Genomic DNA, 22,746 nt, shown 5'->3' with positions numbered 1-22,746 from the left:
TCTTTGAGGAACTTTTGACAACTATATGAGCCAATTATATACTGATGTTGTAAAAACGATTTTACAGGTTAGGAGCAATGGTGTGAAAAATCAAATCTATGAATTACGCACTGAAAATAATATTTCACAAGGCGCATTAGCTGATAAATGTAAGGTTTCTAGACAAACGATAAATGCAATTGAGAATAATAAATATGATCCAAGCTTAGCGTTAGCGTTCCGTTTAGCTGAAGTATTAGGAACAACTGTTGATAAATTATTTTTGTACAAGCAGTAGAGTCGTTCATTATAAGGCGCACCTTTAAAAATAAAAAAGATCCTCTTCTTATGAGAAGAGGATCTTTTCTTATAGCGTTTTAGTCTTTGGACTAGGTGGTGTAACGGATGTATTATTTTCTGGAACTCTAGTTAGTAAGAATCCTCCGATAATAAATAGAACAATAATACTAAGAACACCAGCGTTTGTTTTTCCTGTTAATTGCGTTGTAACACCGACTAATACCGGACCCATAATTGCGGCAAACTTCCCAAATATATTATAAAATCCGAAGAATTCATTAGCAGATTCTTTTGGTACTAGTTTTGCAAAGTATGAACGACTTAGTGCTTGAATACCACCTTGAGATGTAGCAACTAACATTGCTAAAATCCAAAAATCAAGTGTCGTTTTTAAAAAATAAGCATATGTGCAAATAATGATATAAATAATGATACCGACATATAGCATTTTTTTGCCAGTAAATGTTTCAGATAATTTTCCGTATAGTAAAGCAAATGGACAAGCGACAATTTGTGTTACAAATAATATGATTAATAGATTCGTTGCACTAATACCGAGATCGGTTCCGTAAGCGGTAGACATAGTAATAATTGTATCGACTCCGTCAATATAGAAAAAGTAAGCGATTAGAAACATAAATACAGTTTTATATTCTTTAATATTTTTAAAAGTATCAGCAAGACGTTTGAAGCTCATTCTAATAGGTCTTGGATGACGCTCAATATAGTGTGTTTGCTCTACGTTTTTTAGCATTGGAATTGTAAATAACCCCCACCAAAGAGCTGTTATTGCAAAGGAAATTTGACTAGCAATGCCGACCGATAAGGGAATAGTTCCTTTTTGAGAAAGAATAATAAGAGCGATACAACCGATAAAAGGAATTGTACTCCCGATATAACCTAATGCAAATCCTCTTGTAGAAATTCGGTCCATTCTATCTTCAGAAGTGACGTCTACTAAAAATGCATCATAGAAAATGTTTGCTCCAGCAAAGCCGATTAAGGCGAGCATATAGCACCCTAGCAATAAGTACCACTGAGAGGTTGGAACGACTGCTAACATACTTGTAAATACGATACCGAGTCCAAAGAAGAATGTGAAAAAACGTTTTTTAAATCCTTTATAATCAGCAACTGTGCCAAGAATAGGAGCAAGTATAGAAATTAAAAGTGTTGCGAATGAGTTTGCATATCCCCAATATGCTGTTGAAGTTGCCCCAGATAGTCCAGCTTCTTTTGCAGCTGCTTTAAAGTAAATTGGAAATAATGCAGTTGTAATGACGAGCGAGTATACAGAGTTCGCCCAATCGTATAATATCCAGCTTTTTTCTTGTCTGGACATTTTTTTCATATAATGTTCCCCCTTAAATTTGTTTTACTAACAGTGTACAAAAATAAAAATTATAAAAAGAGAAACAGTGATGAATTTTACATAACTTTTACATATATACACAGTTCTTTACAATTGGAGTAAATCCTCTACAATTGCTCCGTCTGTTTCACCTAAGTGTAAACCGAGTAGTCTAGCGATAGTTGGACCTTCATCAATAAGTCTCATATACGGGACGGTAAAGCCACTTTTTATTCCTTTCCCAGCAGCGATAAAAATTGTTTCATAGTTAGGTTTTGTTGGAGAGTATCCATGCGTACCAAATGTATATTTTTTACTAGGCGTAACATCTTTTTCAGTAATTTCTTTTATAAAATCTCCTGTATAGTTTTCAGTGAAATAATACCCTTCTCGTGCTTCTAACATGAATAAACAATTACCGTCTGCACCGCAGTCTTTGGCAGCTTCATCATGAAGTATAAATTCAATTCCGTTTTGTTTATTTTGAAGTAGTTCTTCAAGGAGTAGTTGTACCTCCCGGATTGTATCCGTATCATTTTTGTCCTTTACATATACATAGGCGGAGCCGTCGCAACTTTGGCAATAGGCTTTCCAGTCTACTAATTTTCCTTTTTTATTAAGAGATATAAGTCCTCTTTGATAGAATAGCACATTTAATTGGATGGATTTGTTTTCACTTAAAGCGCTATGATCACCAAGGGCAATAATTGTACTTTCTTCGTATAGGTCACTTTCTTTTAGTGCTTGAATAATTTTCCCTAGACGTTCGTCGTGTCTCTGGATAGCAGCTGTTGTTTCGTTAGATTCAAAGCCGTGATAGTGTCTTTGTGTGTCTAGATCGGTGAAATGTACGAACATGACATTAGGCTTTTTCGTCTGGATTGTATGCACAGCAGAGGCGAGGACGAAATCATCCAGCTCTGGTTGTGATAAACCATTTCTTATATGGCCGAAACGACGATTTAAATCTAATTGGTATAGTGGGCTACCGCTAAATAAGGAAACTAACACTTGATTTTGCCAAGGTCTATTGGGGAAAATTTCTGGTAAATTGTAATCGATGTTCGCTCTTCCAGTAACAGGCCATAGAAGGGCAGCTGTCGTTAAATTTGCTTTGCGCGCTTCATCATACAATGTTGTTCCTTTTATTGATTTTCGGTACCAATGCCAATCAGGTGATTCACGCCCTGGTTGAAGTAACGTATTGCTAACAACACCGTGCTTGTTAGGGTAATTACCAGTTACGATTGTTGAGTGGCTTGGATATGTTACAGAAGGATAAATTGGTTCTACTTTTTCGACAACCGTGCCCTTTTTTATTAGAGATTGGAAATGAGGTAGTTTTTGTAGTATAGGAAAATCTAAAGCTGATAAACAGTCGAATGATAAAATGATGACGTGGTTTGTTAATGCTTTATCCATAAAGTTCCCTCCTGATTATATAAAACCTATTATTATATATTACTATTAACACCTAGTAATAAATATATATATTTAGGTGAAAGTTTATTATTTATTTTCAGAAAAATTAAACATATAATTAAGTATAAGGGAATCTATGGAGGGAGGGAACACTATGGATTGGTTAGATGGATTTGGTATTTTTTACATCATTGGCGGAATCACGATTATCCTTGTATTTACTATTTCATATTTACTAAAGAAACGGTTTCCAGACAAACAGTTTGATATTATATTTGCACTTAGTTTAATACTTCTTTGCTTAGCGTCCTTTCCCGTTACAATGATGGTTATTGGTGGGTGGGAAGGAATGGGATATGGATTTATTGGTTTCTTCGTCCTAATTGGTACACTTATCGGTATGATTGCACATCAACTTGTGAAAATTACGCGGAAAAGCTACGTATAAAACTGCAAAAAATGAAAAGGATATATAAAAATAAGAAAATTAGCTATTGTTTTAAAAAAGAATTTGTATTATGATAATCAACAAATTTATTTCGTTATAACGATGAAAAAGGACTAGTACATGTTCAACCTTTTTAGCAGAGAGAGAATCCGTCAGGCTGAAAGATTCTTAAAAAGGCAATATGGAACCTGCCTTTGAGTTCTGCATATGCAGCGGGAATTTCCCGTTATCAAAAAGAGAGCATGCGCAATTTTTGTGCATGAATCAGGGTGGTAACGCCGGCAAAGCTCGGTCCCTATTTAGGGACGCGGGCTTTTTTGTATTTTCTAGAAGGAGGAAGACTGACTATGGCAAAAGAACAAGTGCAAGCCATTACGAAGATGGAAGAGGACTTTGCGCAGTGGTATACTGATATTGTAAAAAAAGCCGAACTTGTTGATTATTCAAGTGTAAAAGGGTGCATGATTTTACGTCCGTATGGTTATGCCTTATGGGAGAATATGCAGAAGGTGATGGATGAGAAGTTAAAAGGAACTGGCCATGAAAATGTATATATGCCAATGTTTATCCCAGAGAGTTTATTGCAAAAAGAGAAGGATCATGTTGAAGGATTTGCTCCTGAAGTAGCATGGGTTACGCATGGTGGAGATGAAAAGTTAGCGGAAAGACTTTGTGTACGTCCTACATCTGAAACTTTGTTCTGTGAGCACTTTTCAAAAATTGTGCAATCCTATAATGATTTGCCAAAGTTATATAATCAGTGGTGTTCAGTAGTTCGTTGGGAGAAGACAACTAGGCCATTCCTTCGTACGACTGAATTTTTATGGCAAGAGGGTCATACAATCCATGAAACGGCAGAAGAATCGCAGACTGAAACATTAAATATTTTAAACTTATATGCTTCTTTTTGTGAGGATTATTTAGCGATACCAGTTATTAAAGGGCAAAAAACAGAAAAGGAGAAGTTTGCTGGAGCAAAGGCAACTTATACAATTGAAAGTTTAATGCATGATGGAAAAGCGCTTCAAACAGGAACCTCTCATAACTTTGGAACGAATTTCTCTGAAGCATTTGATATTAAGTTTTTAGATCGTAACGGTAAGTGGCAATATGTGCACCAAACATCTTGGGGTGTATCAACAAGAATGATAGGCGGGCTAATAATGGTTCATAGTGATAATAATGGACTTGTAATGCCACCAAAAGTCGCTCCAGTGCAAGTTGTTATTGTACCGATTGCTCAGCATAAAGAAGGAGTTTTAGCAAAAGCAACAGAGTTACAAGGACATATTCAAAAGGTTGCACGAGTAAAAATAGATGCTAGTAATAAAACACCAGGCTGGAAATTTAATGAGTATGAAATGAAGGGGATTCCAATTCGATTAGAAGTTGGCCCTAAAGATATTGAAAAGAATCAAGTTGTACTTGTAAGAAGAGACACGAAGGAAAAAGAGTTTGTACCAATGGATCAATTAGAAGAACGTATTCCAGCATTACTTGAAGAAATTCATATTGCCTTATTTGATAAAGCAAAAGCATTTCGCGATGAGAATACGTATGTTGCGACAAATTTCGAAGAGATGAAAAAAATAGCTGACGAAAAGCAAGGCTTTATTAAGGCAATGTGGTGCGGGGAATTAGCTTGTGAAGAAAAACTAAAAGAAGAAGTTGGAGTATCTTCACGTTGTATGCCTTTTGAGCAAGAGCATTTAGCTGATGAATGTATTTGTTGTGGTAAAGAAGCTAAACAAATGGTGTATTGGGGAAAAGCGTATTAATACTTTTTCTGATAGGTGATAAAAAGGACTTTGGGCTGCATAATAAAATGCAATCCAAAGTCCTTTTTAGCTTTATAAAGTATTTCATGTATTCTTTAGATGGAAGTATGTTGCTCTTATTTTACGTTTTTACGACGAATAAACAGTAACATACCAATTAGGAATATTGAAAGACCCATTAAAATAGATATAGGGTAATGCGTTGCGGTATTCGGTAATTTATCACCTAGTTTTTTCGTATTATCTTTTACATTACCCCCTTGAGAACCGTTGCCCTCCTGAGAATTGCTATCGCCTTTAACACGATTGCCACCTTGAGAGCCATTACCGCCGTGTGAGCCACTGCCACCAGAACCATCGCCACCAGAACGGTTACCACCAGAACCGTTACCGCCAGAACCGCTGCCACCAGAGCCGTTGCTACCAGAACGGTTACCACCAGAACCGTTACCGCCAGAACCGCTGCCACCAGAGCCGTTGCTACTAGAGCCAGAGCCACCAGAACCGTTATCGCCGGAACCACTGCCACCAGAGTCATTGCCACCAGAACCACTGCCACCGGAACCACTGCCACCGGAACCATTACCGCCGGAACCGTTGCCGCCAGAGCCGCCAGAACCACTGCCGCTAGAACCGTTGCCACCAGAACCGTTACCGCCAGAACCACTGCCACCAGAGTCATTGCCACCAGAACCGTTACCGCCAGAACCACTGCCACCGGAACCATTACCGCCGGAACCGTTGCCGCCAGAGCCACCAGAACCACTGCCGCTAGAACCACTGCCGCTAGAACCGTTGCCACCAGAACCGTTATCGCCGGAACCATTGCCGCCAGAGCCACTGCCATCAGAACCGTTACCGCCGGAACCATTGCCGCCAGAGCCAGAGCCACCAGAACCGTTTTCACCAGAGCCGCTGCCACCGGAACCACTATCGTCCTGAGAACCGTTATTTCCTGGAGGTTTATTATTATCCTTTGAGTTTCCTTCTGCAAAATGATCGCTATTTTGTACAATAGCGTTTGTTAATGGTTGGAAGTTTTCAGTTGCAGCATTACCGATATTTAAACCGCTAAAAAAAGATAGAGAGAGTGTTGATGCTAAAATGAAGATTTTCGTCATGGTTTTCCTCCTAAGAAATGAATGTTCCATCTAAAATACATCCCTTTGTAATATTTCTTAGGAAAAAGAGTTTTATGCAAAAAAAACTATATATAGAAAAAGGTGGTATATTTGTCAAAGCAGAAAAGAGTTAATGTAGATTTCCTACAAATAGGTGGAGAATTTACATTCATAACGGTAGAGGAAGTGGCAGTAGATGAAAGAGTATATAGCGTTTGATATTGGCGGTACGCAAATTAAGTATGGCATTATTTCAGAAGCAGGGAGAGTATTAAAGCGTAAAACAGTTGCAACAGAAATTCACTTAGGCGGAGAACAAATTATTCAAAAACTCATTCTTTTATCAAAAAAATTAATGAATGAACATACTATTGCCGGAATTGGTATTAGCACTGCGGGAATTGTTGATATTAATAAGGGAATTGTGACGGGAGGCGCGGATCATATTCCGGGATATAGTACTATTCCTATTATTGATAGATTGCAAGAGATATTAAAAGTTCCAGTATCGATTGACAATGATGTGAATTGTGCAGCGTTTGGAGAAAAGTGGAATGGTAGTGTAAGAGAGAAAGAGAACTTTATTATGCTCACCATTGGAACAGGAGTTGGGGGAGCAATTTTTATAGATGGAGAATTGTACCGAGGACATTCATTTAGTGCTGGTGAATGGGGGAATATGCTAATAGAAGGAAAAACGTTTGAAGAGGTTGCTTCGATTTCAGGATTAATTCGGCTTGTAAGAAAATATAAAGGCAAAGGCGAGTGGAATGGGAGAACAATTTTTGAGTTGTATGATAAAGGAGATAGAGAAGTTGCTCAAGCAGTTGGGATTTTCTTTAAACATTTGGCAATCGGAATTAGTAATCTTGCTTATATTTTTAATCCAGAAACAATTATTATTGGGGGAGGAATTACCGATAGAGGAAATGAGTTTTTAAAAGAAGTAAAAGAAGAGGTCAGTAAATACTTAAATCAAGAGATTTATAATAATTGTGAGATTGAACTTGCACAAAACGGTAATTGTGCAGGAATGATTGGTGCTATTTACCACTTATTACATCATCATAAGTAAATTATATGAATGTTTTCATATAACTGAGAATTTATCCTTTTTATCAATAGGTAAATAATGCTACAATATAAGAGAAGAATACAATATTTTCCGATATGGAAAATGCTTTGTAGAAAGGGAGAAACTTCATGCCTATTATTTTAGAAAAAGGTCAAAAGATCGATTTAACGAAAGGACAACCAAAAGTAGCAAAACTACAGGTTGGCTTAGGCTGGGATCCAATTGGGCAATCAGGTGGATTTCTGTCTTCATTATTTGGAAGTAAACCAAATATAGATTGTGATGCATCTGTTGTTATGTTAGAAGGAGATCGTTTTTTAAACAAAAATGATTTAGTTTACTTCGGAAACAAACTTTCTACTTGTGGTAGTATTATTCATTCAGGAGATAATTTAACAGGTGAAGGCGAAGGTGACGATGAAACAATCTTTGTAGAATTACATAAAGTCCCAAGTCGTATTAACCGTTTAGTATTCGTTGTAAATATTTATGACTGTGTAAACAGACGTCAAGACTTTGGTATGATTCGTAACGCTTATATTCGTATTCAAAATCCTCATACAGGTGAGGAATTAGCACGTTATAATTTATCAGAAAACTATGCTAGTAAAACAACTTTAATTGCAGGAGAAATGTATCGCTACGAAAATGAGTGGAAGTTTTCAGCAGTTGGAGAAGGCACGCAAGATAAAAACTTAAGTGAGATTGTATCACGTTATCAATAGGATAAACTAAGGAGGAATTTTTAAATGGCATCTATTTCTTTAAAAAAGGGACAAAAGGTAGATTTAACAAAAACAAATCCAGGTTTATCAAAGGTACTTGTAGGGCTTGGCTGGGATACAAATCGTTATGATGGACAAGCTGATTTTGATTTAGATGTTAGTATCTTTTTAGTAGGTGCGAACGGTAAAGTTTCAGGAGCAGAAGATTTCGTTTTCTATAATAATCCCAAAGGTGCGAATGGTGCTGTAGAGCATTTAGGAGATAACCGAACTGGTGAAGGCGAAGGCGATGATGAAGCGATTAAAATCGATTTAAAAAATGTTCCTGCTCACATCGAACGTATTTGTTTCACAATTACAATTTATGATGGAGAAGGCCGCAGCCAAAACTTTGGTCAAGTTTCTAACTCATTCGTACGTATTCTCGATGAAGAAAAGAATGCAGAGTTAATTCGTTACGATTTAGGAGAAGATTTCTCTATTGAAACAGCGGTAGTAGTAGGTGAATTATACCGCCATGCAGGTGATTGGAAGTTCAATGCAATCGGAAGTGGATTCCAAGGTGGGTTAGCGTCTCTATGTAATAACTTTGGTTTAGATGTAGAGTAATAGATTCAATTTATATATCCATTGGTGAAATGCATGTTTACTGATGGGTATATTTTTAAAGATAAAAATATAGAGGTGAATATAAATGGCTATTCAGTTACAAAAAGGACAGAAGATTGATTTAGGTAAGACGAGTCCTGGTTTAACAAAAGCAGTAATTGGTCTTGGATGGGATATTAAATCTTATGATGGCGGAGACGATTTCGATTTAGATGCATCTGCTTTTTTATTAGATGCGAACGGGAAATGTACGAAGGAAACTGATTTTATCTTCTATAATAATTTAAAGTCTCCTTGTGGATCAGTTTTACATACTGGCGATAACAGAACAGGTGAAGGCGAAGGCGACGATGAGCAACTTGTTGTAGATTTGAAAAAGGTTCCAGCAGACGTTCATAAAATTGCTATTACAGTTACAATTTATGATGCGGAAGGCCGTAATCAAAACTTTGGACAAGTAGGAAACGCATTCGTTCGTTTAGCGAATGAAGAGACGAACGAAGAAGTTCTTCGTTTTGATTTAGGGGAAGACTTCTCTATCGAAACAGCAGTTGTCTTTTGTGAATTATACCGTCATAATGGACAGTGGAAGTTTAATGCAGTAGGAAGTGGATTCCAAGGTGGTTTAGGTGCGCTTGTAAGAGCGTATGGCTTGGATGCATAGAAAGGAAACGATATTCGTTTCCTTTTTTTGACCTTTCTATAAATCTAGCAAAGAATAGGGGATAAAGGTAAGATGAGTATTTTGCAAGGAATCCTTGATACGTATGCTCAGTTTTTCGACTTGGACATGTGGATTAAAGTGTTGCAAGATCCAGTATCTTGGGGATTAATTGGTACACTTGTTGTACTTGAAGGGTTGTTATCTGCTGATAACGCACTTGTGTTAGCGGTAATGGTAAAACACCTTCCTGAAGAGAAACGTAAAAAAGCATTATTCTATGGACTTATTGGAGCTTATATATTCCGCTTTATTGCAATTGGAATCGGAATGTTCTTGATTAAATTATGGTGGGTAAAACTTCTTGGTGCACTTTACCTTGCTTGGTTATCAGTAAAATACTTTATTGATAAGCGTAAAGGTGCAGGTGAAGAAGAGGAAGCTCATGGTATGAACCAAAACAGTATTTTCTTCAGAATGTTCGGTGTCTTCTGGGGAACAGTTGCAATGGTCGAATTAATGGATATCGCATTCTCTGTAGATAGTGTACTTGCTGCATTTGGTGTATCTAATGAAGTTTGGATTTTATTATTAGGCGGAATGCTAGGTATTTTAATGATGCGTGGTATTGCCGGTGTATTCTTGAAATTATTAGAGCGTATTCCAGAGCTTGAAACGACAGCATACATTTTAATCTTAATTATTGCATCGAAAATGTTACTGTCTTTAATCGAGATTGAGATTAGTCATACACTATTCTTTATTATTTTAGTTGTAGCATTTGGAGCAACATTTATAATTCACTACATGAAGAATTCTGGACAAGCTAAAGAAGAAGTTGCAGCTACTAAAGAAGATAATAAATAATTGAAATGGGTTTGCTCGTTTTGCGAGCGCCCATTTTTTATAACAAAAAATAGTTTATAATAGAAGAAGGACTTAGAAAAAACGTAACTGTTTTTGGAGGTGAACTGTTGTGTTTTCACGTTTTACACTTCAACCATATGCATTAAAAGATGAATCAGATTTAAAGCAATTTGAAACGCTTTTAGAAAAACGTCCACAATATGAACTGACAGAGAATGAGATGAAATTTAGTTATATAGCATGTCGAATCCTTGGCGTTCCTAATGATGTAGATGAATATTTTAATGAACTGTTTGATTATAGTGAAGCGAAAGGAATCGAAGTTTTACACGAACAAAATTTAAACAAAGTGATTGATTCGGAAAAGCTTCGTCATATTCAAGAAGTGTTCGGATTACATCAAGAAGCACCAAATGGTCTGACAGTAAATAGGTTAGTTGCACACTTATCTGGGAAACAACTTTTACCGAAAGTAGACAATCCTGATTTACAGCATTACATACATACGACGTTTATTTCACTATTGAAATTATATGAGAAACAACATAATCAGTCGTTAAAGACAGAAGGCTTCCGTCGTTTCTTAATCGACATAATTAAACTAAGCGAAAATTATGTAGCGAAGTGGTTTTCTACGATTAATTATAAGAAACAGATGCCGAGTATCGTTTGGTATGGTGATGCACAGGAAAGCCGTATATATTTCTTATACTTTCTTATTATGCTCGGTTGTGATGTGCTTTATTATCACCCAGAAGGAAAAGATGGATTTGAGAATGTTGATGAAGAGGGAAGGACCTTTATTGTGTCTCATCCAGGCCGTATTTCTCTTGAACCATTTCCAGATCGCCGCCGCGAGCGTGTGGCAACAGTAGCGTATCAAGCTTCAAAAGAAATTGAGCAAGTACTTCACCACGATAATTCACTGCTGTACAAGCCGTGGCAATTCCGTTCCTATACGCCTGTAGCTCGTACACTAAAAACAACATATGATGAGCTCTTTTTAATTACGAAAGAAAAGGCGTTTGTACGCCCGACATTCTTTGTTGAAAATAAACATATTTATATCCCTTCTTTATTTGCGAAAATATCAGGCGTTTCAAAGAATGATAAAGAGTATTTTCAACGATTAAAGGCTGTTACATCATTTGATAACAGTATACTAGTTAATACATTCCCATTTACGAAAGAGCAAAAAGCAAACTTCCAATATCATTATCGAGATGCATTAGACCGTGGGGGGAAATTACATCCTGATCTAATTATGAATAGCCATTGGTGGCCGCATAAGCGTTTACCGGAAGGTTTACAACATGGGATTGCAGAAGCGATTATCCATACGTGTGAAAGTGAAATGTGCAAACCAATTGCGAAAGAGACAAAACAAGATGTAGCGCTATATGTTTTCGCGCAACTTTCTCAAATACCACCGAATATTTTAGAACATCTTGAGAAATTTGATTATTCACAAGATGTGCCGAAAATTGTTATATTTAATAATGAGAAGAGTGGAGAGTTAACTCGTTCTGATGCTGTTTTATTACTATTTTTAAATCAAATTGGAGTAGATGTATTCCATTTCAATCCAACGGGAAGAAACGATATTGAACCGTATATTGAAGCGGGGGCATTTGATTCCCATTGGCTTGAAGAGGTTAATTTCGATCTTGAGTTTCATGGTTCATCAGCCTATAAAAATTTATCACAAACAATAAAAGGACTATTTCGTCCATTTTTATAAGGAAAGGGAGAATACCATATGAATAACCCAGTCGTACTAGATCCGAAAACAGAATTAAATGAGCAAACAGCACAAGATGTTCGCTTGCAACTTAGACAAGATGCGGATGTACAACGTATTTATAATGCGGTAGATATTAAAGATCAATTAGAATTAATTGAACTTGGAAAAGAACCTTCTATGGAAATTTCACGTTTTGCTGATCAAATTTTACATACAATGTCATTATCAAAGATAGAAGATTCTGGTGAATTATTAAAACAGCTTGGTAAAATTATGGACAGATTTGATAGCAAAGACTTTGCGGAAGAGAAAAGTGGTTTCTTCTCACGTATGTTCAAAAAAGCGGATAAAATGATTGAACAAATCTTTAGCAAGTATCAAACGATGGGCCGTGAAATTGATAAAGTGTATGTGGAAATTACGAAGTACCAAGATGAGATGAAAAAATCAATTGGTACGTTAGATGGCTTGTATGAGCAAAACTTAAAATATTATTTAGACTTAGAGAAGTATGTAGTAGCAGGAGAAATGCTATTAGAGCGTTTAAATACAGAATTAGTTCCGATGTATGAAGAGCGTGTGCGTAATAATGATCAATTAGCAGGTATTGAATTAGAGTCGCTTAAAAACTCGGTTGAAATTTTAGAGCAACGTATTGATGATTTAGAAAAAGCGCGTATGGTTGCACTACTTACAGCACCACAAATTCGTATGATTCAACGTGGTAATAATAAATTAATTGGTAAAATTAATACAGCATTTATTACAACGATTCCGATCTTTAAAAATGGTATCATTCAAGCGGTAAATGCGAAGCGTCAAAAGCTTGTTGCAGATTCTATGGCTGAACTGGATCGCCGTACAAATGAATTACTTAAGAAAAATGCACAAAATATCGCAACGCAAAGTGTAGAAGTAGCGAGATTATCAGGTTCTTCTAGTATTAAGATGGAAACACTTGAGGAAACTTGGAACATTATTTCAAGAGGTATGCAAGAAACACAACAAATTGAAGAACAAAACAAACGTGAGCGTGAAGAAAGCCGCAAGCGTATGGCTACATTAACTGAAAACATTAAAAAAGAATTACAAGGATAAAGTGAAACTTTAATCAGTGGGGTTTTGTTCATCCCCACCGATTATTAGCCTTCACCAATTGGACATTTATGGGCAGTTAATCTACCACCTAACTTCTTTGCTCAAACTGAATTTTGAGGTGGGAGTTTTACTGCACGGAAAATAGTAGGGTAAATGAAAAGGCAATGAGGAATAGTCCTCATTGCCTTTTAGTTTCTCTTCACTAATTTAATAATCTCATTCACAATAAGTGGAATGATACTTAATAAGAGAACAAATCCCCAATCTCGCATCGTTAATGCATGTACACCGAATATATTTGCAAGGGGCGGGATGGAGATGATACAAACTTGCATAAGAACACCGATAAGAAGGGAGAAGACTAAATATTTATTGGTAAAGATCCCAATTGAAAAAATTGATTTCGTTCTTGAACGCAAGTTAAATGAATGAACGAGCTGAGAAAAACTAAGAACGACAAATGCCATCGTTTGAGCGTGTAATAGAGCATCGTCATCAATTCGTTCTGGGAAAAGAGGGAATAAATTTGTATCTCCAGTATAGAATTTTGCTCCGGCGATAAAAGCTATTAGCGTTAACAGTCCAATGATAACCCCATTGAAAATCAGAAAAGGAATGCTACCACTAAATAAACTTTCTTTCGCATGTCGTGGTTTTTCCTTCATCACATCTGGATCTTCAGGATCAACCCCAAGTGATAATGCAGGAAGTGTATCTGTAATTAAATTCACCCACAAAATGTGAATAGGTCGTAGAGGTGTTGCCCAGCCAAGTAAAATGGCTAAAAATAAAGCGATAATTTCTCCGAAGTTACAAGAGAGTAGGAAGAGGATTGATTTTTTTATGTTACGATAAATATTTCTACCTTCCTCAACAGCCTTCACAATAGATGAGAAATTATCATCTGTTAACACGACATCTGCTGCCCCTTTTGCAACGTCTGTTCCTGTAATGCCCATCGCTACGCCAACATCCGCTTGCTTTAAAGATGGAGCGTCATTGACACCATCACCAGTCATAGAAACGATATTTCCCTTTGCACGCAATGCCTTTACAATTTTTACTTTATGTTCTGGAGAGACTCTGGCGAATACATTTAAATGATTAATTTTGCTTGCTAGCTCTGTATCTGAAATGTTATCTAATTCAGTTCCGATCATAATTTCAGATATTTCTTCAGCAATACCAAGTTCTTTGGCAATTGCAAAGGCGGTATCTTTATGGTCACCAGTAATCATAACTGTGCGAATACCGGCTTTTTTACATTCTTTAATTGAATCTTTCACTTCAGTTCGCGGTGGATCAATCATACCGACAAGACCAATAAAGATAAGGTTTTCTTCAAGATGATTTATATCCACATCGTTTGAATCGTATTGTTTAAATGCGAATGAAAGTACTCTTAAAGCTTCTTGAGACATTGATCCGGCAGCTTCTAATATTTGATTTTTATCAGAATCAGTTAAAATCTCGATTTTGCCGTTTTTAAAAATATGGGTACATCGAGGTAAGAGCTTATCAATAGCGCCTTTCGTCATGCTATAGTAGCTTCCATCGTATGTATGTACGGTTGACATCATTTTACGATCTGAATCGAAAGGTACTTCGTTAACACGTTCATGTATTTTTTCTAAATAATCTTTTTGCATGTTAAAAGTGGTTCCAGCAACGAGAAGTGCAATTTCAGTCGGGTCTCCCGTTTGTGATTCGTTATTATAAGACGCATCATTACATAGCACCATATTTTCTAACAATAGACGTTGCGCATTATTATTTACATTTAAACTTTCTAAGCGATCGTATGTGTTATCACTATAAAAGTGAGTAACGGTCATTTTATTTTGCGTTAACGTACCTGTTTTATCTGAACAAATAATTGTGACAGAACCGAGGGCTTCAACAGCTGGTAGTTTCCGAATGATAACGTTTTGTTTAATCATACGTTGCACACCAATTGCAAGAACGATGGAAACGATAGCTGGCAAGCCTTCTGGAATAGCTGCAACGGCTAAACTAATAGCAGTCATAAACATTTCTAACGTATCCCGGCCTTGTAAAAAACCGATGAGGAACATAATGATACAAATAGCTACAGCGACAAAGCCTAAATATTTTCCGACTTGTGCTAAGCTTTTTTGAAGTGGTGTCACATCATCGTCTGCTTCATGTAAAAGGGTAGCAATCTTACCAATTTGTGAGTTCATTCCAGTTTCAACAGCAACACCGACGCCTCTTCCGTATGTTACAAGAGTAGACATAAAGGCCATGTTTTTTTGATCGCCGAGTGGTACTTGTTCATCACTTTGCATGGAAGGGTGGTAGATTGCATCTTTATCAACAGGGACAGATTCACCAGTTAGAGCAGATTCTTCAACTTTTAAATTTGCGGTTTCAATAAGGCGTAAATCGCATGGGATATATCGTCCGGCATCAAGCATAACGATATCTCCTGGAACGACGTGTTCAGATGGAATTTCTTTTAGTTCACCATGTCTCTTGACGATAGCTTTAGGTGTTGCCATCTTTTTTAGTGCCTCTAAAGCTTGTTCTGCTTTAGATTCTTGGACAACACCGATAACAGCATTTAAAACTACAACAAGCGCGATAATACTGGCATCCGCCCATTCACCTACAAAGGCAGAAATAAGGGCAGCAATAATAAGGACATATACGAGGACGTCATTAATTTGGGCGAAAATACGCTGCCATAAAGTGCGTTTTTGTTTTGTAGCTAATTCATTAGAACCGTATTGCTTTAAACGTTCACTTACAATTTCATCTGTTAAACCGTGTTGTTCGTTTGTTTCTAGGTCAATTAATGTTTGATCTTTCGTCTTACTGTACCAATTGCTCATAAGTAAGCACCTCCAGTAAAAACAGTTAGCAATGGTAGTGTTGCTATTATTTGTGAGTAGTATGTATGGAGAAAAAATCTAAGATGAGGTTCTACTTCTATTGTACAATATTTTACAGTTGGTTGAGGGAAAGAGATGAGTTGTCATGAATTTGTTGGAAATAAAAAAGAGCCTCATATAAGAGAGGCTTTTTTACTTTTTAATTAATGTACCTAATTCTTCTGTAATAGCTTGCATTTCACTAATGCTGAATGTTTCACGTTTCATAACATGATCATAAATGTCACGTAAATCTTCGTACATTTCTTCGTTAAAACTAGCAGCTCTCATCGCTCCAGCATTAACCATACGTAATTTTTCTTTAATAGCTTCGACCATATATTCAACGTTTTCTTCTGACTTTACGGATAAATCCACCGAAGTGTCCCCCTTTAAAATAACATAAGGCTATCTTAACATTTTTTATCATTTTCGTTAATGAATCTTTTCAATCCCATTAAATTAGTAGGGATTTCCTTTATATTTAATAATTGGTTGTTTATACTATAAGTATATATTAAGAAATGCACCAAGAAGGGAAGAAACAAAAGTATGGTTCAAGTATTGTTTGTTTGTCTTGGGAACATTTGCCGTTCTCCGATGGCAGAAGCGATTTTTCGAAATCTTGTCGTAAAAGAGGGACTTGAAGAGAAAATTGTCATTGATTCTGCAGGAACTGGAGATTGGCATGTTGGCCATCCGCCACATAAAGGAACACAAAAAATTTTAAAAGAAAATGCAGTCACTTTTGAAGGAATTAAAGCAAGGCAAGTAGAAAAAGAAGACTTAACAAAGTTTGATTATATTATTGCCATGGACAACAAGAATATAGCAGATTTAAAAAGTTTAGGTAAAACTGGAGGCTATATTGGTAGGCTGTCCGACTTTGTTCCAGACGGTGGCTGGACAGACGTTCCTGACCCTTACTATACAGGGAATTTCCAAGAAGTATATGACCTTGTAACAGAAGGGTGTGCAAAGCTATTAGCTTTCATTCGAAATGAACAAGGAATATGAGGAAGCTTAGAAAGAAATACTTTCTAACATAAGAAATGAAAGGGTGAAGGAATATGGCAAAGAAAAATAATATTGCTCGAAACATTGCGATTGGTGTAGCGGCAGGTGTAGCTGTATCCATGTTAAAGAAAGAAAACCGTGAAAAAGTAAAAAATACAGCAGAAAAAGCAAAAACAAAGATGATTGAAATTGGTGAAAATGCAAAGATTAAAGAAAAAGTGCAAACTGTTACAGATAAAGGACGCGAACTTGCTGATTTCAATGTGGTAAAAGCGAAAGTAGCAGAAATTAAAAAATTAACGCCATCTGTTGTAGAGACGTTAAAAGAAACGAAAGAAATTTTTAGTAAGAAAAAAGTTGAACCGGAAGAAAAGCCAGAAACGATTGAAATTCAAGCTGTATCTCCAAAGGTAGATGAGCTGAAAGCAGAAGAAGAGCCAGTAGTTGCTGAAGATGGTGGTATGAAAGAAGCGCGTGAATTATTTATGAAAGACTCAAATGCAGTGGAAAAAAAAACTGAAGCGTACATTGAGTTAAAGCAAGATAAAGAAGAGAAGAAAAGCGTTTAAACATATATGAGAAAAATTTTAGAAAAGGTGAGAAGAAATCGTACTTATTCGTTTGGTAAAGATTTATATGACCGGACGATGCGCGATGATGTAGCGGGCTTGGCAGCACAGCTCGCTTATTTCTTCTTGCTTGCAATTTTTCCTGGGCTCGTTTTCTTAATTACGCTTCTTGGATTTATTCCCATTCAAACAGAGGATGTGCTTAGTTTATTAGAGGTTTATGTACCAGATGATGCAATGAACTTAATTGAGGTAAATGTAGATAAAGTTGTAAACCAGCAAAATGGTGGTTTATTATCATTTGGTTTATTATCCATGTTATGGTTTGCCTCAAATGGTGTTAATGCGGTTATGAATGCTTTTAACCGCGCTTATGACGTGAAGGAAACACGTTCTTTTATTACAACAAGAGCGTTATCAATTGTGTTTACATTAGCTATTATTTTTATGATTGTCTTTGCATTAATTGTTCCGGTATTCGGACAAGTTATTGGAGCAGCAGTGTTTAAAGCACTCGGTTTATCAGATAGTTTTTCTTTCGTGTGGAGCATTACACGATTAGTAGCGAGTTTCTTCGTGCTATTTGCTTTGTTTAGTTTCTTATATACATTTGCCCCAGATCGAAAGTTAAAAAGAAGAGAAGTTATTTCAGGGGCGTTATTTGCTACTGTAGGATGGATTGTGGTATCGTACTCATTTGCTTATTATGTAGATAAGTTTGCGAATTACGCCAATACATATGGTGGTCTCGGTGGTATCATTATTTTAATGTTATGGTTTTACTTAACTGGATGGGTAATTTTACTTGGCGGTGAAATTAATGGTTTACTCCACCATTATAGAACCGGTGACAATAATTCCCGTAATGAATAATGAGCTCTTGTTCCATAATAAAAAGGAACAGGGGGGATATTTCATGAGTAATAATAAAAAGAACCATAATAATAAAAGTAATAATAAACAAAAGAGCAGTTCGCATCCAAAGCATAAAACGAGTAGCAGTGCGAACGGTCATAATAGCTATCATTAAAAAAAACGGGTCCTCTATGAGGGACCCGTTTTATTTGCTGCCTTTTAATAATCGTAAGCCATTCAAAATGACAAGAATCGTACTTCCTTCATGGCCAATAACACCGAATGGAAGAGCTAAAAATTGCAAGAAGTTTGAACAAATTAGCATGGCAATAACGGCTAGCGAAAAGATTACGTTTTGCTTCACAATACGGTTCATTCGTTTTGATAAACGAATTGCTTGGGAAAGACGAGATAGTTCGTTCTTCATCAGTACAACATCCGCAGTTTCTAAAGCTACATCTGTTCCTTCTCCCATTGCGACGCCAATGCTAGCAGTAGCTAGTGCAGGTGCATCATTTATACCGTCTCCGACCATTACTACTGTACCGTATTTTTCTTTTAACTTTTTAATCGTTTCAACTTTTGTTTCTGGTAAACATGATGCGTAATATTCCTTTATATTACTTTCAGAGGCAATTGCTTTTGCCGTTTCTTCATTATCTCCAGTAATCATAATTGCTTCGACACCAATGCTTTGTAATTCACGAATAGCAGCTATTGTTTCTTGGCGAAGCGTATCTTTTAAAGCGATAAGTCCAAGAATGCCTCCCTCATCACTAATATAAACGACAGTTTTACCTTCCTTTTCAAGTGAGGCAGAAATACCATTATGAAATGTTTTTGTTTCTTCACCGATAAAATCAGCTTTACCTATTTTATAAGCGTTGTTTTCGAATATTCCTTTTAGCCCAAAACCAGTTACATCTTCAACCTTTTCAGGTTTTTTTAATGTAATGTCGTACGCATGTTGTGCATATTTAACAATAGATGCAGCCAAAGGATGTGTAGAGTGACTTTCAATGGATGCTGTAATAGAAAGTACTTCTTTTTCTGTCATATTTTCTCGAACATATACATCTGTTACGGTAGGTTTTCCTTCTGTTAATGTTCCTGTTTTATCAAAGGCGATTGCTTTTACTGAAGCGAGGCGTTCTAAATGTATGCCACCTTTAAAGAGAATTCCATTTCTTGCTCCGTTAGAAATTGCAGATAACGTTGCTGGTGTAATGGCAGCAACGAGTGCACAAGGAGATGCGACTACAAGTAAGATCATAGCGCGATAAAACGTTTCATTCCAGCTCCAGTCAAGTAAGAAATGAGGAACGAACATCATAAGCGCAACAACGAGTAGTACACCTTTTACGTATGTTCCTTCAAACTTTTCGATGAATAGTTGTGATGGTGATTTTTCACTTTGTGCACTTTGGACGAGACGGATAATTTTTTGGAATAATGTTTGATCGCTTGGCTTCGTAATTTTAACTTCGATAGCACCACGTAAATTTACAGTACCTGCAAATACTTCATCGCCATGTCTTTTCTCATTTGGAATAGGTTCTCCCGTGATTGCTGCTTCATCAATATTTGTTTCACCGTTATGAATCGTACCGTCAGCGGGAACACGTTCACCTGGTTTAATTAAAATAATGTCGTTAATTTGTAACTCTCCAACAGGAACACGTTCCTCCGTTCCGTTGGAAATGCGTAATGCTTCTTCGGGTTGTAAGTCAAGAAGAGCGGAAATTTCTTTTTGGCTCTTACTTAATGTATAAGATTCCATAGCACCGCTGAGCGCAAAGATAAAGATTAAGATAGCCCCTTCTGCCCAGTAGCCAATAATTGCAGCACCAATAGCTGCAAAGAGCATTAGCATTTCAACATTTAGCTCTTTTTCTTCAATCGTATCTTCAATGCCTTCTTTCGCTTTTGCATATCCACCAACTATATAAGCAAGGATATAGCAAGTAATACCTACATTCATTACATCGTTCTTTGTGAATAACCAGCCAACTAAAATAAAAATACCAGATGCTACTGCAAATACAAGTTCATAATGTTTTTTTAATGTGTCCCATAAAGAGGGATGAGAAATTGTTTCTTTTGACTGTAACGTTTTTACTTCTGAGTTCATTACTACCCGCTCCTTCCGCATTCTTATTGAGAAAAATAATCAAAATCGAAACCCCTATAAAACGACGAAAGCTGCCATCCATAATGGATAGCAGCATTTCTGTTGAATCTGTTTTTTAATAGTTCTTATGTTGTAATTATTCTATAGTATATCATATGTTTTTATGAGATGGTACGGTTTTGTTTCAAGTATAAACGGAAAACTTGTGTTTTCGCAACTCCTCTGGTATATATGAATATTGTTCATAAAAAGATCGGAAAGGAAGACAACAAGTGAAGACAGAGAAAATTTTTACCCATCCGATTGGCGTATTTATTGCTGCAATAGTAGCAACTTTTTTATGGGGAAGCGCATTTCCTTTTATTAAATTAAGTTATGTTGAACTTGGAATTCAACCACAAGAAGTTGGAGAGCAAATATTATTTGCCGGTTATCGTTTCTTTTTATCTGGAGTCATGCTCTTATTATTCTTTAAAGTGTTAGGAAAAGATATGAGCTTCAAAAAAGGAACAGGGAAACAGTTAATACAAATTGGTTTATTCCAAACGTTTCTTCAATATATCTGTTTTTACATTGGAATGAGTTATAGTTCAGGAATTGAAGGAGCTATCATTTCAGGAACATCATCATTCTTTCAAATTTTACTCGCCCATTTTTTATATAAAGATGATACTCTCAATATGAGAAAATTAATTGGGGTATCTATTGGTTTTTGTGGCGTCATTTTAGTAAATGTGCCGAGTGATGATAGCTTATCATTTCATTTTGGGATCGGAAGCTTATTACTTCTTAGTGCAGCAATGCTGTATTCATATGGAAACATATTAGCAAAAGAAGGTAGTAAAACATTAGATATTGGTTATATGACAGCATACCAAATGATTTTTGGTTCTACAGGATTATTATGTATAGGGGCTTTACAAGTTGGAGTCATGCCATTTACATTTAGTCTACATGCACTACTTATGCTAATTTATTTATCTTTCTTATCTGCAGCTGGTTTTTGCATTTGGAATACAATTATGAAGTATAACAAGGTTGGAAAAGTATCTATGTATATGTTCTTTATACCCGTATTTGGTGTGTTATTATCGAGCATGATTTTAGGTGAAGCAATTCATTCATTTGTGCTACTCGGTTTAGCATGTGTAGCCGCGGGAATCATTGTGGTAAATAGGACACCAGCTAAGCAAAAAATGGAGCAAGAAAAACAAGTAGCATAGAGAGCAGAAAAGCGATTACAATGGAAGAACAGTACTGTTCTTCTTTTTTTATAGAAAAAGGATAATAGACTAAGTGTAACGAAAAAAGATACAAAAAGCATTTATTGAGGAGAAAATATTATGAATCTACTTTACGTGGTGTTAATTGGGCAAATATTTCTTTTTTTTATTGGTGCAATTTATTCAATGGGGCAGACAAAAAGAACGAAAGATAATATGCCGTTACCTTTAGCAATTCGTCTTATTCTTAGTTTTTCTTTAACAGGTAGTGCAATTTGCATATGGTTACAAGATCCATCTGTAGAGTATAGTACGTGGGTTGCACTTGGTATGACTTTATCAACTGTGGGAGATTTGTTTATGGCTGGGCTGATTCCAATTGGTCATCGATTAATTGGAGGGATGGTTACTTTCGCTGTTGCTCATTGTTTTTATGTAAAAGCATTTTTGCAAACAGGAATTTCATGGAATGGTTTTTGGATTGGCTTACTCGTATATGGGCTCTTTCTAATTGTAGGATGGTTCTTCTTTATCCGAAATGATAAACAGGATAAGTTGTTTACGATAGGAGCTCTAATTTACGGATTGTGGGTTGGAGGAATGGCTTGCTTTGCATTCGCCTTATATTATGAAAATACAGGGATATGGTGGATACCAGCGTTTGGTGGCTTACTGTTTGTAATTTCTGATTTCATTATTGGCGTGACAGATATCGGAGGGCGTAAATTGAAGTATGAGCCACTTTGGATTTGGTTTACATATGTAGCTGCTCAAATGTGTATTATATATGTGGGATTATAAAAAGATACTCTCAAAATAGTGGATAGACTATTTTGAGAGTATCTTTTTTGCTTGTTAATTTGATCAGTATTTTTATTT

Annotated in this window: 21 protein-coding genes and 1 other annotated feature; of the genes, 15 read left to right on the top strand and 6 right to left on the bottom strand. The window is 36.3% G+C overall.

Features of this window, described 5'->3' with window-relative positions; all coding sequences use genetic code 11:
• Positions 1-25: 25 nt before the first annotated feature.
• Entirely contained in the window at positions 26-277 is a 252-nt protein-coding gene (locus QO049_RS13020; protein WP_002023181.1) for a helix-turn-helix transcriptional regulator, read from the top strand.
• A gap of 69 nt (positions 278-346) precedes the next feature.
• Here the strand turns inward: QO049_RS13020 and QO049_RS13015 are convergent, their stop codons facing one another.
• Together QO049_RS13015 and QO049_RS13010 are read right to left on the bottom strand one after the other, a co-directional pair.
• Positions 347-1,630, bottom strand: coding sequence for an MFS transporter (locus QO049_RS13015; protein WP_000738812.1), 1,284 nt, complete (start codon positions 1,628-1,630; stop codon positions 347-349).
• Positions 1,631-1,738: 108 nt separating this feature from the next.
• Positions 1,739-3,052, bottom strand: coding sequence for an alkaline phosphatase family protein (locus QO049_RS13010; protein WP_097856520.1), 1,314 nt, complete (start codon positions 3,050-3,052; stop codon positions 1,739-1,741).
• Between the two features lie 154 nt (positions 3,053-3,206).
• On the opposite strand from QO049_RS13010, the gene QO049_RS13005 reads away from it, so the two are divergent.
• Positions 3,207-3,500, top strand: a complete 294-nt coding sequence (locus QO049_RS13005) for a YesK-like family protein (protein ID WP_000383858.1) — start codon at positions 3,207-3,209, stop codon at positions 3,498-3,500.
• Positions 3,501-3,593: 93 nt separating this feature from the next.
• Positions 3,594-3,800, top strand: a binding site (T-box leader).
• A 47-nt stretch (positions 3,801-3,847) separates the two neighbouring features.
• Positions 3,848-5,278, top strand: a complete 1,431-nt coding sequence (gene proS, locus QO049_RS13000) for a proline--tRNA ligase (protein ID WP_097856519.1) — start codon at positions 3,848-3,850, stop codon at positions 5,276-5,278.
• Between the two features lie 116 nt (positions 5,279-5,394).
• Here proS and QO049_RS12995 read toward each other — a convergent pair whose 3' ends face one another.
• Entirely contained in the window at positions 5,395-6,399 is a 1,005-nt protein-coding gene (locus tag QO049_RS12995) for an LPXTG cell wall anchor domain-containing protein (protein WP_284489293.1), read from the bottom strand.
• Between the two features lie 196 nt (positions 6,400-6,595).
• Here QO049_RS12995 and QO049_RS12990 point away from each other — a divergent pair, with 196 nt between their 5' ends.
• The 7 genes from QO049_RS12990 to QO049_RS12960 all read left to right on the top strand — a co-directional run bounded on the left by QO049_RS12990 (position 6,596) and on the right by QO049_RS12960 (position 13,178).
• A complete protein-coding gene (locus tag QO049_RS12990; protein WP_000666107.1) occupies positions 6,596-7,474 on the top strand; it encodes an ROK family protein in 879 nt (292 codons plus the stop codon).
• 128 nt (positions 7,475-7,602) lie between these two features.
• Positions 7,603-8,199 (top strand): TerD family protein, encoded by a 597-nt coding sequence (locus QO049_RS12985; RefSeq protein WP_001121578.1) that lies wholly within the window; start codon positions 7,603-7,605, stop codon positions 8,197-8,199.
• A 24-nt stretch (positions 8,200-8,223) separates the two neighbouring features.
• Positions 8,224-8,808, top strand: a complete 585-nt coding sequence (locus tag QO049_RS12980; RefSeq protein ID WP_000146720.1) for a TerD family protein — start codon at positions 8,224-8,226, stop codon at positions 8,806-8,808.
• Positions 8,809-8,893: 85 nt separating this feature from the next.
• A complete protein-coding gene (locus QO049_RS12975) occupies positions 8,894-9,472 on the top strand; it encodes a TerD family protein (RefSeq protein WP_001007532.1) in 579 nt (192 codons plus the stop codon).
• Positions 9,473-9,544: 72 nt separating this feature from the next.
• Entirely contained in the window at positions 9,545-10,336 is a 792-nt protein-coding gene (locus QO049_RS12970; protein WP_000025688.1) for a TerC family protein, read from the top strand.
• Between the two features lie 109 nt (positions 10,337-10,445).
• Positions 10,446-12,077, top strand: coding sequence for a YceG family protein (locus QO049_RS12965; protein WP_246961823.1), 1,632 nt, complete (start codon positions 10,446-10,448; stop codon positions 12,075-12,077).
• A gap of 18 nt (positions 12,078-12,095) precedes the next feature.
• Complete coding sequence (locus QO049_RS12960; RefSeq protein WP_001064409.1) at positions 12,096-13,178, top strand: toxic anion resistance protein; 1,083 nt, start codon at positions 12,096-12,098, stop codon at positions 13,176-13,178.
• A 188-nt stretch (positions 13,179-13,366) separates the two neighbouring features.
• On the opposite strand, the gene QO049_RS12955 is transcribed toward QO049_RS12960, so the two are convergent.
• Both QO049_RS12955 and QO049_RS12950 read right to left on the bottom strand, forming a co-directional pair.
• On the bottom strand, positions 13,367-16,033 hold the full coding sequence (locus QO049_RS12955; protein ID WP_284489292.1) for a cation-translocating P-type ATPase: 2,667 nt from the start codon (positions 16,031-16,033) through the stop codon (positions 13,367-13,369).
• Positions 16,034-16,225: 192 nt separating this feature from the next.
• Positions 16,226-16,450: a DUF1128 domain-containing protein gene (locus QO049_RS12950; RefSeq protein WP_000366196.1), complete on the bottom strand. Its 225-nt coding sequence runs from the start codon at positions 16,448-16,450 to the stop codon at positions 16,226-16,228.
• Between the two features lie 174 nt (positions 16,451-16,624).
• Here QO049_RS12950 and QO049_RS12945 point away from each other — a divergent pair, with 174 nt between their 5' ends.
• The 3 genes from QO049_RS12945 to QO049_RS12935 are packed head-to-tail and all read left to right on the top strand — an operon-like array spanning position 16,625 to position 18,531.
• Positions 16,625-17,089 carry a low molecular weight protein-tyrosine-phosphatase gene (locus QO049_RS12945; protein WP_000250916.1) on the top strand — a complete coding sequence of 155 codons (465 nt, stop codon included), beginning with the start codon at positions 16,625-16,627 and terminating at the stop codon, positions 17,087-17,089.
• A gap of 53 nt (positions 17,090-17,142) precedes the next feature.
• On the top strand, positions 17,143-17,658 hold the full coding sequence (locus QO049_RS12940; protein WP_001085388.1) for a DUF4075 domain-containing protein: 516 nt from the start codon (positions 17,143-17,145) through the stop codon (positions 17,656-17,658).
• Between the two features lie 6 nt (positions 17,659-17,664).
• Positions 17,665-18,531, top strand: coding sequence for a YihY/virulence factor BrkB family protein (locus tag QO049_RS12935; RefSeq protein WP_001226536.1), 867 nt, complete (start codon positions 17,665-17,667; stop codon positions 18,529-18,531).
• Positions 18,532-18,718: 187 nt separating this feature from the next.
• Here the strand turns inward: QO049_RS12935 and QO049_RS12930 are convergent, their stop codons facing one another.
• A complete protein-coding gene (locus QO049_RS12930; RefSeq protein ID WP_246961826.1) occupies positions 18,719-20,644 on the bottom strand; it encodes a heavy metal translocating P-type ATPase in 1,926 nt (641 codons plus the stop codon).
• Positions 20,645-20,916: 272 nt separating this feature from the next.
• Between QO049_RS12930 and QO049_RS12925 the strand changes: the two genes are divergently transcribed.
• Positions 20,917-21,867, top strand: coding sequence for a DMT family transporter (locus tag QO049_RS12925; protein WP_246961830.1), 951 nt, complete (start codon positions 20,917-20,919; stop codon positions 21,865-21,867).
• Positions 21,868-21,987: 120 nt separating this feature from the next.
• Positions 21,988-22,668, top strand: a complete 681-nt coding sequence (locus QO049_RS12920) for a lysoplasmalogenase (RefSeq protein ID WP_246961833.1) — start codon at positions 21,988-21,990, stop codon at positions 22,666-22,668.
• Positions 22,669-22,746: the final 78 nt, after the last annotated feature.

This window comes from Bacillus sp. RB3, from assembly GCF_030164735.1.
GTDB lineage: Bacteria > Bacillota > Bacilli > Bacillales > Bacillaceae_G > Bacillus_A > Bacillus_A cereus.
The sequence above is the reverse complement of the archived record's forward strand: the minus strand, read 5'-3'. Positions and strand labels throughout refer to the sequence as shown.

Excerpts from the sequence above, each read along its gene's own strand:
- QO049_RS13015 (WP_000738812.1), bottom strand. The coding sequence starts at position 1,630 with ATGAAAAAAATGTCCAGACAAGAAAAAAGCTGGATATTATACGATTGG.
- QO049_RS12960 (WP_001064409.1), top strand. The coding sequence starts at position 12,096 with ATGAATAACCCAGTCGTACTAGATCCGAAAACAGAATTAAATGAGCAA.
- QO049_RS12990 (WP_000666107.1), top strand. The coding sequence starts at position 6,596 with ATGAAAGAGTATATAGCGTTTGATATTGGCGGTACGCAAATTAAGTAT.
- QO049_RS12985 (WP_001121578.1), top strand. The coding sequence starts at position 7,603 with ATGCCTATTATTTTAGAAAAAGGTCAAAAGATCGATTTAACGAAAGGA.
- QO049_RS12935 (WP_001226536.1), top strand. The coding sequence starts at position 17,665 with ATGAGAAAAATTTTAGAAAAGGTGAGAAGAAATCGTACTTATTCGTTT.
- QO049_RS12975 (WP_001007532.1), top strand. The coding sequence starts at position 8,894 with ATGGCTATTCAGTTACAAAAAGGACAGAAGATTGATTTAGGTAAGACG.
- QO049_RS13005 (WP_000383858.1), top strand. The coding sequence starts at position 3,207 with ATGGATTGGTTAGATGGATTTGGTATTTTTTACATCATTGGCGGAATC.
- QO049_RS12945 (WP_000250916.1), top strand. The coding sequence starts at position 16,625 with ATGGTTCAAGTATTGTTTGTTTGTCTTGGGAACATTTGCCGTTCTCCG.
- proS (WP_097856519.1), top strand. The coding sequence starts at position 3,848 with ATGGCAAAAGAACAAGTGCAAGCCATTACGAAGATGGAAGAGGACTTT.
- QO049_RS12940 (WP_001085388.1), top strand. The coding sequence starts at position 17,143 with ATGGCAAAGAAAAATAATATTGCTCGAAACATTGCGATTGGTGTAGCG.
- QO049_RS12980 (WP_000146720.1), top strand. The coding sequence starts at position 8,224 with ATGGCATCTATTTCTTTAAAAAAGGGACAAAAGGTAGATTTAACAAAA.
- QO049_RS13020 (WP_002023181.1), top strand. The coding sequence starts at position 26 with ATGAGCCAATTATATACTGATGTTGTAAAAACGATTTTACAGGTTAGG.
- QO049_RS12995 (WP_284489293.1), bottom strand. The coding sequence starts at position 6,399 with ATGACGAAAATCTTCATTTTAGCATCAACACTCTCTCTATCTTTTTTT.
- QO049_RS12930 (WP_246961826.1), bottom strand. The coding sequence starts at position 20,644 with ATGAACTCAGAAGTAAAAACGTTACAGTCAAAAGAAACAATTTCTCAT.
- QO049_RS12920 (WP_246961833.1), top strand. The coding sequence starts at position 21,988 with ATGAATCTACTTTACGTGGTGTTAATTGGGCAAATATTTCTTTTTTTT.
- QO049_RS12955 (WP_284489292.1), bottom strand. The coding sequence starts at position 16,033 with ATGAGCAATTGGTACAGTAAGACGAAAGATCAAACATTAATTGACCTA.
- QO049_RS12970 (WP_000025688.1), top strand. The coding sequence starts at position 9,545 with ATGAGTATTTTGCAAGGAATCCTTGATACGTATGCTCAGTTTTTCGAC.
- QO049_RS13010 (WP_097856520.1), bottom strand. The coding sequence starts at position 3,052 with ATGGATAAAGCATTAACAAACCACGTCATCATTTTATCATTCGACTGT.